Source organism: Providencia sp. PROV109 (assembly GCF_033681625.1).
GTDB classification, from domain to species: Bacteria; Pseudomonadota; Gammaproteobacteria; order Enterobacterales; family Enterobacteriaceae; genus Providencia; species Providencia hangzhouensis.
Genome location: NZ_CP096320.1, coordinates 2,233,749 through 2,248,298, shown reverse-complemented (window position 1 = coordinate 2,248,298; position 14,550 = coordinate 2,233,749). Strand labels below are relative to the sequence as shown.

The 14,550-nt window shown below is 41.1% G+C and carries 11 protein-coding genes; 5 read left to right on the top strand and 6 right to left on the bottom strand.

The genetic code is table 11. The features are described 5' to 3' along the window. Positions 1-6: 6 nt before the first annotated feature. The 5 genes from M1F25_RS10385 to M1F25_RS10365 form a co-directional block, all read right to left on the bottom strand. Entirely contained in the window at positions 7-1,527 is a 1,521-nt protein-coding gene (locus M1F25_RS10385) for an alanine/glycine:cation symporter family protein (RefSeq protein WP_004255107.1), read from the bottom strand. Positions 1,528-1,614: 87 nt separating this feature from the next. Beyond that, the gene (locus M1F25_RS10380; protein ID WP_181489649.1) at positions 1,615-3,099 is read right to left on the bottom strand and encodes an aldehyde dehydrogenase; all 1,485 of its coding nucleotides are present in this window, start codon (positions 3,097-3,099) and stop codon (positions 1,615-1,617) included. A gap of 8 nt (positions 3,100-3,107) precedes the next feature. Further along, entirely contained in the window at positions 3,108-3,974 is an 867-nt protein-coding gene (gene dapA, locus M1F25_RS10375; protein WP_112307014.1) for a 4-hydroxy-tetrahydrodipicolinate synthase, read from the bottom strand. A 17-nt stretch (positions 3,975-3,991) separates the two neighbouring features. After that, positions 3,992-5,239, bottom strand: a complete 1,248-nt coding sequence (locus M1F25_RS10370; RefSeq protein WP_112307013.1) for an NAD(P)/FAD-dependent oxidoreductase — start codon at positions 5,237-5,239, stop codon at positions 3,992-3,994. 9 nt (positions 5,240-5,248) lie between these two features. Continuing rightward, on the bottom strand, positions 5,249-6,205 hold the full coding sequence (locus M1F25_RS10365; RefSeq protein WP_181489648.1) for a 4-hydroxyproline epimerase: 957 nt from the start codon (positions 6,203-6,205) through the stop codon (positions 5,249-5,251). Between the two features lie 153 nt (positions 6,206-6,358). Between M1F25_RS10365 and M1F25_RS10360 the strand changes: the two genes are divergently transcribed. The 5 genes from M1F25_RS10360 (at position 6,359) to dauA (ending at position 13,746) form a co-directional block, all read left to right on the top strand. Next, a complete protein-coding gene (locus M1F25_RS10360) occupies positions 6,359-7,162 on the top strand; it encodes a helix-turn-helix domain-containing protein (protein ID WP_096864840.1) in 804 nt (267 codons plus the stop codon). A gap of 238 nt (positions 7,163-7,400) precedes the next feature. Then, positions 7,401-8,024: a CDP-alcohol phosphatidyltransferase family protein gene (locus tag M1F25_RS10355; protein ID WP_110591655.1), complete on the top strand. Its 624-nt coding sequence runs from the start codon at positions 7,401-7,403 to the stop codon at positions 8,022-8,024. Positions 8,025-8,033: 9 nt separating this feature from the next. Next, the gene (locus tag M1F25_RS10350) at positions 8,034-9,800 is read left to right on the top strand and encodes a bifunctional alpha/beta hydrolase/class I SAM-dependent methyltransferase (protein ID WP_181489647.1); all 1,767 of its coding nucleotides are present in this window, start codon (positions 8,034-8,036) and stop codon (positions 9,798-9,800) included. A gap of 180 nt (positions 9,801-9,980) precedes the next feature. After that, positions 9,981-11,324, top strand: coding sequence for a phosphatase PAP2/dual specificity phosphatase family protein (locus M1F25_RS10345; RefSeq protein WP_165880137.1), 1,344 nt, complete (start codon positions 9,981-9,983; stop codon positions 11,322-11,324). 688 nt (positions 11,325-12,012) lie between these two features. Beyond that, positions 12,013-13,746 (top strand): C4-dicarboxylic acid transporter DauA, encoded by a 1,734-nt coding sequence (dauA, locus tag M1F25_RS10340; RefSeq protein ID WP_110591652.1) that lies wholly within the window; start codon positions 12,013-12,015, stop codon positions 13,744-13,746. Positions 13,747-13,796: 50 nt separating this feature from the next. On the opposite strand, the gene M1F25_RS10335 is transcribed toward dauA, so the two are convergent. Then, the gene (locus M1F25_RS10335; protein WP_094962516.1) at positions 13,797-14,531 is read right to left on the bottom strand and encodes a tetratricopeptide repeat protein; all 735 of its coding nucleotides are present in this window, start codon (positions 14,529-14,531) and stop codon (positions 13,797-13,799) included. Positions 14,532-14,550: the final 19 nt, after the last annotated feature.

Sequence of the window (14,550 nt, the reverse complement as noted above, 5' to 3'; positions counted from 1 at the left end):
TTTCTTCTAGTTTTTCCTCTCTTCTTCTTGATATGCCATCCCTTGATTTTTTTTCTCTTTCGGTTCTATACCAATTCCTTGTTCGTGATATTCGCGGCTTATATCTTCCCAGAGTTCTGCATTTTCTATCCCAGCGACTTTGGGGTCAAACACCGGATCAACGCCTAGTTTTTCCTGCCGCTCAAAGTCACGCAGTGCTCGTAATGCAGGTTTTGACAGGAAGACTATGGCAATAAGATTAAGGTAACTCATACTACCGAACCCAATATCGCCAAGGCTCCACATTAAGCTAACTGACTGGACGCTTCCCATAAAAACAATAATCAGAAATACAAACTTAAGTATCAATTTCAAAATAGGGTAACGCAATTTTCTATCGAGATAAACAATCGTGGTTTCTGCAATATAGTAATAGGCCATCAAGGTTGTGAAAGCGAATAAAAATACGGCGATTGAGACAAATCCCGACCCTGCAGAAGTAAAGACTGTTGATACCGCCATTTGTGTCCATGCGGTCCCCGCGGCAACCCCGGGAACATATTCGACTAAGGCAGTCGCCGAACCATCTGGAAAAACGTTATACATATTGGTGACAAGGATCATCAAACCTGATGCTGTACACACAACGACAGTATCGATATAAATAGAAAACGCTTGAATTAACCCTTGTTTTACAGGGTGGCTTACCTCGGCCGCCGCAGAACTAAATGTGGCTTCACCCGCACCTGCCACGTTGGAAAAAACGGCACGGCGCACACCCCATGAGACAGCCGTACCAACAATACCACCGAATACAGCGTCCATTCCCATCGCACTACGGAAAATTAAACTGAACATACCCGGCACTTGTTCGTAATGGCTACCCAAGATGATCACCATCATGACGATATATGCCAATGCCATAATTGGCACGATCTTGTCTGCTGCACTCGCAATACGTTTTACACCACCAAAGATTAACCATGCCATCAGCACTGTCACAATGCCGCCTGTCGCAATTGGGGGTAAGTTAAATGCAGTTTGAAAGGAATCAGCAATGGTATTGGCTTGAATACCCGGAACCAGTACTCCATAAGATAGGCAAATAACCGCAGCCACTATAATGGCAAATGGTTTCAGTTTTAACCCTTTCTCGATATAATAAGGGGAGCCTCCGCGGTATTGGCCATCAGAGCGCTGTTTGTATACTTGAGCAAGTGTGGATTCGATAAATGCGCTTGCTCCTCCCAATAGCCCCATGACAACCATCCAGAAGATTGCACCGGGGCCGCCTGCGGCAATGGCTGTCGCCACCCCCGCGATATTACCTACCCCTACACGCCCTGATAATGCTAAACAGAATGCTTGGAAGGAGGAAATTCCTTCTTTTGACGCTTTATTTTCCTTTAACAAACATACCATTTTAATGAGATAGCGAAACTGTACACCGCGAGTCGCTAATGTAAAATAGAGCCCAACACCTAGCGATAACACCACTAATGCATTACCCCAGATGTAACCAACGATTGTATTAACGATGGCTTCCATTTTGTACTCCTTCGTTATTGTAATTGTTTATTTGTATTTGCAGGGTAAAAAAAACCTGAGTCCAATAAGGTACTCAGGCCAACGTTTTTATTGATGAATAAACCAGATAACCTTGGTTTGAGTGTATTGCTCAAATGCCTCTAACCCGTTGTCTTTACCGCCAAAGCCTGATTGACGAAAGCCACCAAACGGCGTTGTAATATCGCCTTCACTAAAGCCATTGACTGAAACGGTACCTGCGTTAATGCGCTGTGCAATTTGCATGGCTCGGTGAATATTTTGGCTATAAAATGAAGCCGCTAAACCATATTGAGTGTTATTGGCCAAAGCAACCGCTTCATCATCAGTTTTAAAAGACGTAACGGCTAAAATAGGGCCAAAAACTTCATGCTTAAATAGTGACATTTCAGGAGTGACTTCATCAAAAATTGTCGGTTCGATATACCATCCAGCCCCCAATTCATGATGGACCTTCCCACCAGCAATGAGTTTTCCGCCCTCTTTTAATGTGGTATCTAAAAATGATTTCACTTTTTCAAAGTGAGCTTGTTCGACCATTGGTCCAATTGAAATATCCGCATGCCTTGGGTCGCCGACTTTCCATTCTTTAACGGCGACAGCAAGTTTCTCTAATAGTGTTTTTTTGATGCTTTCGTGCACAATTAAGCGAGAACCACAGCTACAGTTTTCACTCATATTCCAAAAGGCAGCCGCCATAATATGCGGAATTGCCGCCTCAATATTGGCATCTTCAAACACCACTTGAGGGCTTTTTCCCCCACATTCGAGTACAATTTCTTTTAAGTTACTTTCTGCTGAATATTTTAAGAATAAACGCCCTACCTCTGTTGAACCGGTGAATGACACAACATCCACATCATGATGGCGGCCAAGAGCTTCCCCGACTTTTTCACCTAACCCACAAACTAAACTTAATGCGCCTTTAGGGACCCCTGCCTCATAGGCCAGTTCCACCATACGATAAGCACTTAATGAGGTTAATTCAGCAGGTTTCACAATCACCGAGTTGCCTACCGCGAGAGCAGGTGCCACTTTCCATGCAAACATCTGAGCAGGGAAATTCCACGGCAACACTGCACCAACCACGCCAATAGGCTCATGCACTATCAACCCCAATTCTTGATGGCTTGTTGGTGCAATTTTACCAAACAGTTTGTCAATCGCTTCGGCATACCAATAAAAGGTGTCAATCGTTGCGGGTAAATCCGTATTTAAGCATTCAGTGATAGGTTTACCTGCATCAATACAATCTAGCGCTGCAAGTTCTTCACTGTGTTTTTCAATGAGATTAGTCCATTTAAGCATGATAACTTTACGTTCTTGAGGCGATAATCCGCGCCATTCACCTTGATTAAATGTGTTACGCGCTACCTGTACCGCGGCATTAATATCGTTCGCATCACCGTCAGCAATAAAACCAATAACACTATTATCGATTGGAGTACGGTTTTCTAATTTATTTTGCTGTTCTGGGTGCCCTGCAATTAAATTGCCCGCCCACAGTTTCCCTTGTTTTGCACGTTCAAACACCTGCTGTTGGGTCATGGTCATATTTCCCCCTAGCGTTTAATTAATTTAATGAATTCATCGCGTTCTTGAGACGCTAGATTTGACAGAGGCAAACGAACCGGGCCAACATTGAACGTTCCATTCAAGCAACCCGCCTTAGCTTTTTGGTTATAGTTCCCTGACTCCATTGAGTAAATTGCAGGATAGATTTCAGTCATAATTTGCTTCGCTTGTTGCCAGTCACCTGCCTGTGCTGCATTAAAAATAGCAACTTGCTCTGCTGGGAATACGTTCCCCGCCCCCGCTATCCAACTTTTCGAACCCCAAAAGAAGAAATCCACAGGTTGGTCATCACAGCCACAAATAACCTCGAAATTTTTGAATGGTGTTTGTAATAGATGCAATGCTCGGCTAAAGCTACCGCTGCTTTCTTTGATGGCGACAATATTGTCAATTTCAGCTAACTTAATGACCGTTTCAATGTCGATTTCAATACCAATCCGAGCGGGAAAATTGTACATAATAATGGGTAATGGTGTTGATTTTGCGACTTTTTCATAGTGGGCATACACCCCTTGCTGGTCCGGCAGACTATACGGCGGAGGCGATAACATTAACCCTTCATAACCGAGCTCTTGAGCTTGTTTCGCGCGTGCGATTGCCCCCTCGGTTGATAAGTCGTTAATGCCCGCAATTAATGTCACTCGCCCTTTTGCAATCTTGCAAACGGTAGATAACACGGTTTTACGTTCATCTTCATTTAATGCGTAATATTCCCCTGTTGTTCCACAAACTACTAAACCGGTAACACCTTGCTCAATAAGTTTTTCAGTTAATTCAGCAAGTGCACTGACATTTAGTGTTAAATCATCATGAAACGGGGTCACTAAAGGAACAAGAATGCCATGGAAATTCATTTGAATTCTCCTCAAAATTAAAGAAATCGTTCAATGGAAAAAGGGGTACAGTCGATACTTGTCGGCTGCTGATGTATAAAACTATTTACAATATCTGCGGTGATCGCCGCTTGGGTTAACCCCAAGTGTTGGTGACCAAATGCAAAAATATAGGGGCCTTTGTGGTCTAAAACTGGCAATGAGTCTGATGTGGATGGGCGAAACCCCATCCATGATGTCGATTGTTGGCTATTTAATGCTTCTTTGAGCATTGGTTGTGCTAACGGAAGAAAATGTTGAGCACGCTGCATATTTGCGGGGCGCTTTAGCCCTGCGTATTCCACGGTTCCTGCAAGGCGTAACCCTTGAGACATTGGCGTCATAATAAAACGCCTATCCATACTTGATACTGGTATTGATAAACGGCCTAATTCATTCGGCAACATCAAGTGATAACCACGCTCTGTTTCAAGTGGCACTTTGATGCGGCTGACCATTTTGACTAATGATTTAGAGAATGCGCCACCTGCAATAACAATTTTTTGTCCTGTGAACTGCCCTTGGGTCGTTGTCAATACTGCTTGTTGATTCGATGTTGATATAATTTCTGTTACTTCACAGTGGGTTAATACTTGCCCACCCGCTTGTAAAAACGCCTCGGTCAACTTTTGGTGTAATGCACATAAATCCACAACATGGCCTGTATCTGGATAAAAAATGCCCCCAATTTGGCTTTCAGATAAAGCAGGTTCGCGTGTGAGTAGCGCATCTTGACCAATCAATTGATTTGTCACACCAATACTTTGTAGGTACTCACTGTGCTGACTTAATTTATCGAGAGTTTCTTTTTTCTCAGCCACCAACAGTGACCCCTTCATTTTGACAAGGTCACTTAATTGCCATTTTTGAATAAATGCTTGCCATGAATCAAAAGCGGCACTATTTAATGTCGTTAAGGTGTGATGAATATGAGTAAAAGGCTTATGGCGCATATTACCCAATAATTTTATTAACCAAGGGGTTAAGGGTAATAGATAACGCCAATCCAAGCGCAAAGGCCCTAATGGGTCAAGTAGCATTTTTGGAAGTGATTTTAAGACACTCGGGTCAGCAATCGGAAAAACTTGTTCTGTCGCAATATGCCCTGCGTTGCCAAATGAGGCGCCTTGGCCAATTTCATGTTTATCAAGCAACAATACGTTTGACCCATTAGCTTGAACTGTCAGCGCAATACTCAGGCCAATAATACCGCCACCCACTACAATCACTGGATATTTGCGTTCCATTTCATTCCCCTATGCCACCGAAATTCCAAACCGAAATGGGTCTTGTTCATCTATCAATAAGGTATTTTTCCCACTGATATAGGCATGTCCGCGAATAGTAGGAATAATGCCGTTTTCATCTGCCTGCTGAAAACTGGCTTGAAATTGGCTACCAATAACACTGGCTTGATGCCAAATTTCACCAGCTGCCAGCTTTTTATCTGCCGCTAAGCAGGCAAGTTTGGCGCTAGTCCCTGTTCCACAAGGCGAGCGGTCATAAGCGCCACCAGGGCACAAAACAAAACTTTGGCTATTAGCATTGGGGTGTGAACCGAATAATTCGATATGGTCAATTTCTTGGTCATCTTTACCGTAGATACCTTGATCAGCTAAGGCTTGTTTAATCTTTAAGCTGACTTCTGTCAGTAATTTAATATTTTGGTAATCAATGGCGACTGGTGACTGTTCAACAAGAAAAAACCAATTTCCGCCCCAAGCAATATCCCCAGTAATGGGGCCGAGGTCTGGAACATTAACTTGTACCGCTTTGCGATAACGATATGAATAAACATTCTGAATGCTCACGCTACCATCTTGGTGTAGTTGCGCCGTCACATCTCCTACCGGAGTTTCAATAAGATGTTTGCCATAAGTGATATGACCGAGAAAATGCAACGAGGCCACTAAACCGATAGTGCCGTGGCCACACATTCCCAGATAACCTTGATTGTTAAAAAAAATCACACCTGCTGTTGCCGCTGGGTTTTGTGGTTTGCAGAGTAATGCGCCAACAAGAATGTCATTGCCACGTGGCTCTAAAATGGTGGTTTTACGCCATACATCATGTTGCTTGCGTAATTGCTCCAATCTCGATGCCATGCTTTGTTGCCCTAAATCAGGGAATCCATCAATGACTAGCCGAGTTGGCTCGCCTGCGGTATGGGAATCGATAACTTCAATTTTAATTTTGGTATATTGAGATTGCATCAGCTAGCATCCTATTTATTATCATTGTTAATAGAATGCTTGATTTTTGTTAACAACTCTTGATATCTTTCTAACAAACTTATGCGGTTTTCTGCACAATCTCAAAATATTTAACAGAATTAGTAAGATTAATTTAATATTTCGGAGCGCAGCATGATCAATCTAAATAAATTGCTATTGATTAGTCAGGAAAACATGCTGTTTCCCGTTGATAATATTGACGTTTTATTAAATCATTTAGGTTTAATCATGCCTCTAATTAATACCTTGCCTAATGTGACTTTTTTTATAAAAGACCATAATGCAAAGTATTTATTAGCTAATGATAATCTAGCTACTCGTTGTAAAATCGACAGTGTTAATCATCTCGTTGGTAAAGGCGCTGAGGATATTTTTCATTCGGAACTCGGCCAAAGCTATAGTTCTCAGGACTATTTAGTGATGGAAAAGAAAATTAGCGTCATTAATAAACTAGAGCTTCACCTGTATAAAGCGGGTTTGTTGGGATGGTGCTTAACGACTAAGGTTCCTATTTTTAATACACGTAACCAGGTTATTGGGGTTGCAGGAATTTCAGTGGATTTACAAGATGTAAAATCTGTCAGTCCTAAGCTGAACAACCAGCTTAGCCGTGTTGAACGCCATATTAGTGAACATTTTGATACTGCTATAAAAATGACAACTCTTGCTGAAATATCTGGCCTCTCCCTTTCCCAATTAAACCGCCAGTTTAAAGCTATTTTTTTGATAACCCCCCAGCAATATATTCAAAAAATGCGGCTTGAACATGCTATTGAACTGCTCGAAGATGATTTTTCAATCACTGAGATTTCCAGTAAATGTGCCTACGCTGATCACAGCGCTTTTTGCCGTAAATTCAAAGAAATGACCACAATGACACCCAGCCAATTTAAACGAATGCGTTCAAAAATCGATAAACAAAAGATATTGACGTGATCGGGTATCATATTGTTAATCTGTTTTCCTCAACGTGAATAAATCCATTCCATTTAATTTTATTAAATGTTTTTAGTTAATTATTCAAATAGTTAGAATAATTTTTTACTAAAATAACACAGCTATATTCCTTGGTTATTTTCTAACTTAAGATAGCTCTTATTGCAGACATCAATCAATCGGGTATTGATATATCCCAAAGCTGCATCATTGTGCAGTGACGAGAAAGGAACACTCAATGACCATTTACGATCTGAAACCTAAATTTCAAGATCTGCTTCGTCCAATTGTTCATAAGTTATTTAGTATGGGAGTTACCGCCAACCAAGTCACCTTGGCGGCTTTACTTTTATCCGTGATCAGCGGAATGCTATTACTGTTCATTCCAAATCCGCACCTGTTTATTTTATTACCTTTCGTTCTGTTTATTCGTATGGCACTCAATGCGATTGATGGCATGTTAGCAAGAGAACACAACCAGAAAAGCCATCTGGGTGCAATATTAAATGAGCTTGGTGATGTCATTTCAGATGTCGCACTCTACTCACCATTTGCCGTTATTTTCCCTCAAGCATTTTGGCTTATTTTATTAATTCTATTTCTTGCGCTACTCACTGAGTTTATTGGCGTTATCGCTCAATCAATTGGTGCATCTCGGCGCTATGACGGCCCTATTGGTAAAAGTGATCGAGCCTTTATTTTTGGTACGCTAGGACTGCTCGTTAGCATTTTTCCACAGATTATCTTTTCTAGTTGGGTAAATTATCTGTTTATCCTTTTAACTTTGTTGCTGTTTTATACTTGCTATAACCGTATTCGCCGTGCTCTTTGTGAATTATCTACACCTGCGAATAATAATTAAGGAAGAATTATGAACGTTCAGACAGATTATCTGACGCAACGTCCCGTTATTGAGTCCCAATTTACCACCAGTGACCATACTTCTCTTTTTTATCGACATTGGCCAACAGAAACGCCGACCAACAAAGCGATTATTTTATTTCATCGAGGCCATGAACATTCCGGCCGAGTCGCCCATTTAGTCGATGAACTCAATTTACCTGACTATGCTATGTTTGCATGGGATGCCCGTGGCCATGGTAGAAATGATGGCCCTCGAGGTTATAGCCCTTCACTAAGCACATCCATCAATGATGTCGATGAGTTTGTGCGTTACATTTCCGCTGAATATAATATTCCGTTAGAAAATATCATTGTCATTGGGCAAAGTGTTGGTGCCGTTCTTGTCTCCGCTTGGGTTCATGACTACGCCCCCAAAATTCGAGGGATGGTACTCGCCTCCCCTGCATTTAAAGTTAAATTGTATGTTCCATTTGCCCGAACAGGGCTTGCTTTAATGCAAAAGGCTCGAGGCTTGTTCTATGTAAATTCGTATGTTAAAGCTAAATTTCTCACTCACGATGCACAACGAATTGATTCGTTTAATCGCGACCCATTGATCACTCGCCCTATTGCCGTCAATATTTTACTTGAGCTGTATAAAACGGCTGATCGCATCGTTGCTGATGCGGGTGCAATTACTTTGCCCACTCAACTATTTATTTCGGGTAGCGACCACGTTGTTCACCACCGGCCTCAACATCAGTTTTTTGAAAAATTAAACACCCCAATAAAAGAAAAGCTTATATTACCCGGTTTTTATCATGACACTTTAGGTGAAAAAGAACGCCATATCCCACTTGAGAAAATCCGTGAGTTTATTGGCAAATTATTCGCCTTACCGCGCTACCAACATAATTATCAATATGAAGATACGTGGAGTGTCAGCGCTGAAAAATATCGTTCACTCATGACACCATTACCTAAATGGTGTCCCAAAAATCTTGCTTATAAAATTATGAGCAAATCAATGAGCACACTTGGCAAAGCTTCTGAAGGTATTCGTATTGGTTATGATAAAGGGTTTGATTCAGGTTCGACCCTTGATTACGTATATCGCGATAAAGCGCAGGGGAAAGGCTTGTTTGGCCGTGTGATTGATAGGCAATATCTCAACAGTATTGGCTGGCAAGGAATACGCCAACGCAAAGTCAATATTGAAAACATCATTCGGCAGGCTATTCGTGACCTAACAGAGAAAGGGACTCCCGTGCGAATTATGGATATTGCCGCAGGCCAAGGTCGTTATATTTTTGATGCGATTAATGACTATGGAAAAGTCGAGTCCGTCCTGCTAAGAGACTATAGCCCTATCAATGTTGAGCAAGGGCGATTACATATAAAAGAACGTTACCTTGAAGACAAAATCCAATTTACTGAAGGTAATGCTTTTGATGCCGATGATCTAGCTGCGGTTTCACCATCGCCAACAATTGGCATCGTCAGTGGTTTGTATGAGCTGTTCCCCAATAATGAAATGATAAAGGCTTCATTAAATGGGCTTTCTCGGGCAATTCCATCTGGCGGGCTATTAATTTATACCTGTCAACCATGGCACCCTCAAGTTGAAATGATTGCCCGGGTACTCCCAAGCCACCAAGGTGGGCAAGCATGGGTTATGCGTTGCCGTAGCCAAGGCGAAATGGATGCTTTAGTTGAAGAAGCGGGCTTTGAAAAACTAAACCAATCAATTGATAACTGGGGCATATTCAGCGTATCTATAGCTAGACGGCGTTAATCTAGTTATCCTCCAGAGTGATTGGTGACACATTATTGCCATCAATCACTTACTTCAACTTTAGATGATAGCCGTTGTTTATTGTTAGCAAAGCACCTATGCTGCTTAGCGTTATTTGTTTTCCCAATCATTTACTAATATCACCACCAGTTCGTTGACATTTAAGGAATAGGATAAAGGATGATAACTGCAACCCGCGAACCTCAACAGGTTGTACCTCGACGCAAAATAATACTGTCTGGTTTGCTATGGTTAGTTTTTCTAGCACCTTTTTTCTTCTTAACTTATGGCCAAGTCAATACCTATACCGCAACGTTAGACCAGGTTCCCTCTATCGTTTTTTCTTGGGAAACACATATCCCATTTCTTCCTTGGACTATCATTCCCTATTGGAGCATTGACTTATTCTATGGGTTATCATTATTTATTTGCACGACCCGTAAAGAACAAACCATCCACGGCTTACGGCTGATCACGGCTTCTCTTGTTGCTTGTATTGGTTTTTTGCTATTTCCACTAAAGTTTAGTTTCCCTCGACCAAGCACTGATGGCCTATTTGGCTGGATGTTTAACAGCCTAGAGCTATTTGATCTCCCCTTTAACCAAGCCCCTTCATTACATATTATTTTATTGTGGATCCTATGGTTACGTTTTCGAGCACATACACCAACAAAATGGCGCTGGTTGCTTCATAGTTGGTCTGTTTTAATTTTAATTTCAGTTCTAACCACATGGCAACACCACTTTATTGATGTCATCACTGGCTTTGTCGTTGGCCTATTAATTAGCTATTTACTTCCTATACAAACCCATTGGCAATGGCATTACACAAGTTCTCCTCGCAGTTTTAAAATGAGTAAAAACTATGGAACCAGTTCTCTTGCTTGTTTTATTCTTGCTTTTACCTTCCAAGGGTTCGCTTGGTTACTATTATGGCCTGCTATTGCCCTCTTTTTTATTACCCTTGGCTATTTAGGAGCCGGAGCCAGCGTTTTCCAAAAAACACCGGAAGGTAATATTTCCCCTTCAGCTGCTATTTTATTACTACCATACCGGCTGATTGCTTGGGGAACCTATCATTACTTCGCTAAGCACTGCGCACAACCCAGTATTGTCAGTAAACATATTGTTTTGGGAGGGCGCCCGCTTTACGCTTTGCAAACTCAAGCTGTTTTAGATATGACTTGCGAATGGCCTCGCAATTCTTACAGTAAAGGGCTGAAATATTGTAGCCAACCGCAAATTGATTTGTTACCTCTAAGCGCGGAAGATATCGAAAAGTCAGTCCATACTATGGATGAGTTGGTAAAACACGGTGCGGTATATATTCATTGCAAATTAGGTTACTCACGAAGTGCGACTGTGGCTGTTGCATGGCTGGTACATCATGGTGATGCTAAAAATATAGAAGGGGCCGTAGTATTAGTTGAGCAAACTCGCCCACAAGTGATTTTAAATACAGCAACGATAGAGCAGCTGAATTATTGGTATACCCATTACCACCTAAACCGAGTGAAAAAATGAATACATTGATGAATAAACAACAAGGTGAAGTCATCACTATTTTGACTCATAGTTGGCGTTATTTCGCTGTAGGGTCTGTATTAGCATTATTTTGCCAATTAAGTTTATTTTTGGATTCTAATTACCCTAAATATATTTTATTCGTCAATGTAATTATATTTATAATTTGCCAATATTATATATATCGCCTATGGCTAGATAACCATTTCTTTAAAATTATCTACACACATAATGAAACAGAACATTTTGATAACGCTTTAAATTTTTTATTTCCAAGCAAAATTAAACATTGTACGATGCAGCAAAGGTGGTCTGGGACTAAACGTCTTTTCATACGTGCTCTTGGGCTAGTACTACTGCAATGGATAGGATTATTGGTAGCAATCATAACAATCTAGCCATTATACGTGTTGACTAATTATTTATTTATAATGATTTATAATTACTACTTAAAAAATAAAATTACGATTACATCATTCACATATACAGTCTAAAAAAGAAAAATAGCCATATAAAATGTACTCTAACTATTTTTCTTTATAATATAACGGTTTTTTACTTTTGTTACTGAAAACGTTATGATAATTGCAGATTCATTGATACATAACAGATTTTTTTTAGATTGCTAAGCGTATCCTTATAGGTACATCTTTCGTTTATTTTTCACCCTGTTATTTGGTAGGGTATAATGAGTACAAAAAAAATTAATAGGTTGCGCCCTTTTAGTGCGCTAATAGATTCTTGTTGGAAAGAAAAATATACGGCTACCCGCTTTATTAAGGATTTAATCGCGGGTATTACCGTGGGTATTATCGCTATCCCCCTCGCAATGGCTTTGGCTATCGCTAGCGGTGTTCCGCCTCAATATGGGCTTTATACTGCCGCGATTGCTGGGATCGTCATCGCGGTAACTGGTGGGTCACGCTATAGCGTTTCAGGCCCCACAGCGGCTTTTGTGGTGATCCTCTATCCTGTCTCTCAACAATTTGGATTAAGTGGGTTATTAGTCGCCACATTGATGTCGGGTGTCATACTTCTTGCGATGGGGTTTGCTCGCTTTGGTAAGTTTATTGAATACATACCCGTTTCTGTCACCTTAGGCTTTACTTCGGGAATTGCTATCACCATTGCTACCATGCAAATTAAAGATTTCTTTGGCTTGCAAATGGCGCATGTCCCAGAAAACTATGTTGATAAGCTCATTGCTATTGGCAATACCTTCCCCACTTTTCAGTACAGTGACACACTAATTGGTCTTTCAACCCTTTTGGTGCTTATCTTCTGGCCTAAACTAAAATTAAAACTTCCCGGCCATTTGCCAGCCCTTATTGTCGGGACTTTCGTCATGTGGGTACTTTCATTATTTGGTATGGAAGTCGCGACTATCGGTTCTGAATTTAGCTATTTATTGCCTGATGGTACTGAAGGTAATGGTATTCCCCCTATCCTACCGCAGTTTATTTTGCCATGGGAACTCCCCGGAAGTGCGCCAATCAACTGGGCGATGATCACCGCATTAATGCCTGCAGCATTTTCTATGGCGGTACTTGGCGCAATTGAGTCACTGTTATGTGCTGTAGTATTGGACAACATGACAGGAACCAAGCACCATTCCAATAGTGAACTTATTGGCCAAGGTGTGGGGAACATTGCGGCGCCTTTTTTTGGTGGGATCACAGCAACCGCTGCAATAGCACGCTCTGCAGCTAACGTCCGTGCAGGTGCTACATCCCCCATTTCTGCGATTATTCACTCAATACTGGTGATACTTACATTATTAGTTCTTGCACCAATGCTCTCTTATCTGCCATTAGCCGCAATGTCTGCATTACTATTGATAGTGGCTTGGAACATGAGTGCTGCGGGCAAAGTCGTTTACCTGATTAAACGCGCGCCAAAAGATGACATTATTGTATTAGTACTATGTATGTCTCTAACTGTTCTATTTGATATGGTTATTGCTATCACTGTCGGGATTGTTCTCGCGTCATTATTGTTCATGCGGCGTATTGCCAATATGACCCGTTCAACACAACTCGCAGAAACAGACGAAGAGCGAAGCCGTTTAGTCGTAAGAATAAATGGCCCGTTATTTTTCGCTGCTGCTGAGCGTATTTTCGATGAATTGCGTGTCAAAAGCGCAGGTTATGAAACCATTATTATGCAATGGGACGCAGTGCCGGTTTTAGATGCAGGTGGTTTAGAAGCTTTCGAAAAATTCATAGATGCCGTACGCAAAGATACCCATGTCTTAGTTTGTGACATTCCGTTCCAGCCATTAAAAACTTTGGCAAGAGCGAAAGTGACACCTATTGAAGGCGTATTGAGCTTTTATAATTCAATGGATCATGCACTTGAAGCCGTTAAAGCTATCGAACAGGCAGGTTCTATCGACACAGAAAAATCAACAACAACGCCTTAACTTAGGTATCAAAGCAAACCGCCATGCTATTTCACATGGCGGTTTAGCTATCACTCACTAAAACAAAACATCTCATTCCCTGCATTTTTTCCTTTTTCGCAGGCTATTTCCCTTAATTTTTTTGCTTTAACTTGGTCGATGGTCACCGTTCCTGTGTTATCTTCAGAAAATCTAAACGCAGCCATCCACTCTGCATAGCCTGGATAAGTCATCTCATTTGCTTTATCAAACCATTGCTGTGCTTGCTTTTCGTCTTTTGCAACGCCTTTGCCATCTAAATAGATAACACCAAGTAAAATTGGAGCAATAAAATAATCCGGGTTATTTAACGCATTAACTTCATTAAGAAGTTCTATAGATTGTTGATAATCCGTTTTGCCTGCAATTGGATTTATCAATGACTCTGCTAAACTGATTTTTCCGCGCGTACTGCCCATTTCAACCGCTTTTGTCGCGTATTTACGGGCATCAGCCAATTCCTGCGAAAAGTAACTATCACTTAATAGATTGATATCCGCCAATAATGCATAACCATCCGCATTACCGTTTTTTGCCGCTTCATTTGCCCATAAACGCGCATTATTAAAATTTTGTAGGACACCTAAACCGGAAAAATACATTTGAGCAAGTTGGTACTGAGCAAGGGCATCTTTCTTGACTGCTTTTTGGTAAGTTTGTACGAATTTTTGTTTATCTTCAGGAGTAATATCAAGTTGAGCGGCAGCTTGAAAAGAAAACGTAATTAGAGATGAAACGATAATAGCTTTATAAAAATTTGATTTCATAGTTGTTCTCATTAAAGAA

Excerpts from the sequence above, each read along its gene's own strand:
- M1F25_RS10385 (WP_004255107.1), bottom strand. The coding sequence starts at position 1,527 with ATGGAAGCCATCGTTAATACAATCGTTGGTTACATCTGGGGTAATGCA.
- M1F25_RS10380 (WP_181489649.1), bottom strand. The coding sequence starts at position 3,099 with ATGACCATGACCCAACAGCAGGTGTTTGAACGTGCAAAACAAGGGAAA.
- dapA (WP_112307014.1), bottom strand. The coding sequence starts at position 3,974 with ATGAATTTCCATGGCATTCTTGTTCCTTTAGTGACCCCGTTTCATGAT.
- M1F25_RS10370 (WP_112307013.1), bottom strand. The coding sequence starts at position 5,239 with ATGGAACGCAAATATCCAGTGATTGTAGTGGGTGGCGGTATTATTGGC.
- M1F25_RS10365 (WP_181489648.1), bottom strand. The coding sequence starts at position 6,205 with ATGCAATCTCAATATACCAAAATTAAAATTGAAGTTATCGATTCCCAT.
- M1F25_RS10360 (WP_096864840.1), top strand. The coding sequence starts at position 6,359 with ATGATCAATCTAAATAAATTGCTATTGATTAGTCAGGAAAACATGCTG.
- M1F25_RS10355 (WP_110591655.1), top strand. The coding sequence starts at position 7,401 with ATGACCATTTACGATCTGAAACCTAAATTTCAAGATCTGCTTCGTCCA.
- M1F25_RS10350 (WP_181489647.1), top strand. The coding sequence starts at position 8,034 with ATGAACGTTCAGACAGATTATCTGACGCAACGTCCCGTTATTGAGTCC.
- M1F25_RS10345 (WP_165880137.1), top strand. The coding sequence starts at position 9,981 with ATGATAACTGCAACCCGCGAACCTCAACAGGTTGTACCTCGACGCAAA.
- dauA (WP_110591652.1), top strand. The coding sequence starts at position 12,013 with ATGAGTACAAAAAAAATTAATAGGTTGCGCCCTTTTAGTGCGCTAATA.
- M1F25_RS10335 (WP_094962516.1), bottom strand. The coding sequence starts at position 14,531 with ATGAAATCAAATTTTTATAAAGCTATTATCGTTTCATCTCTAATTACG.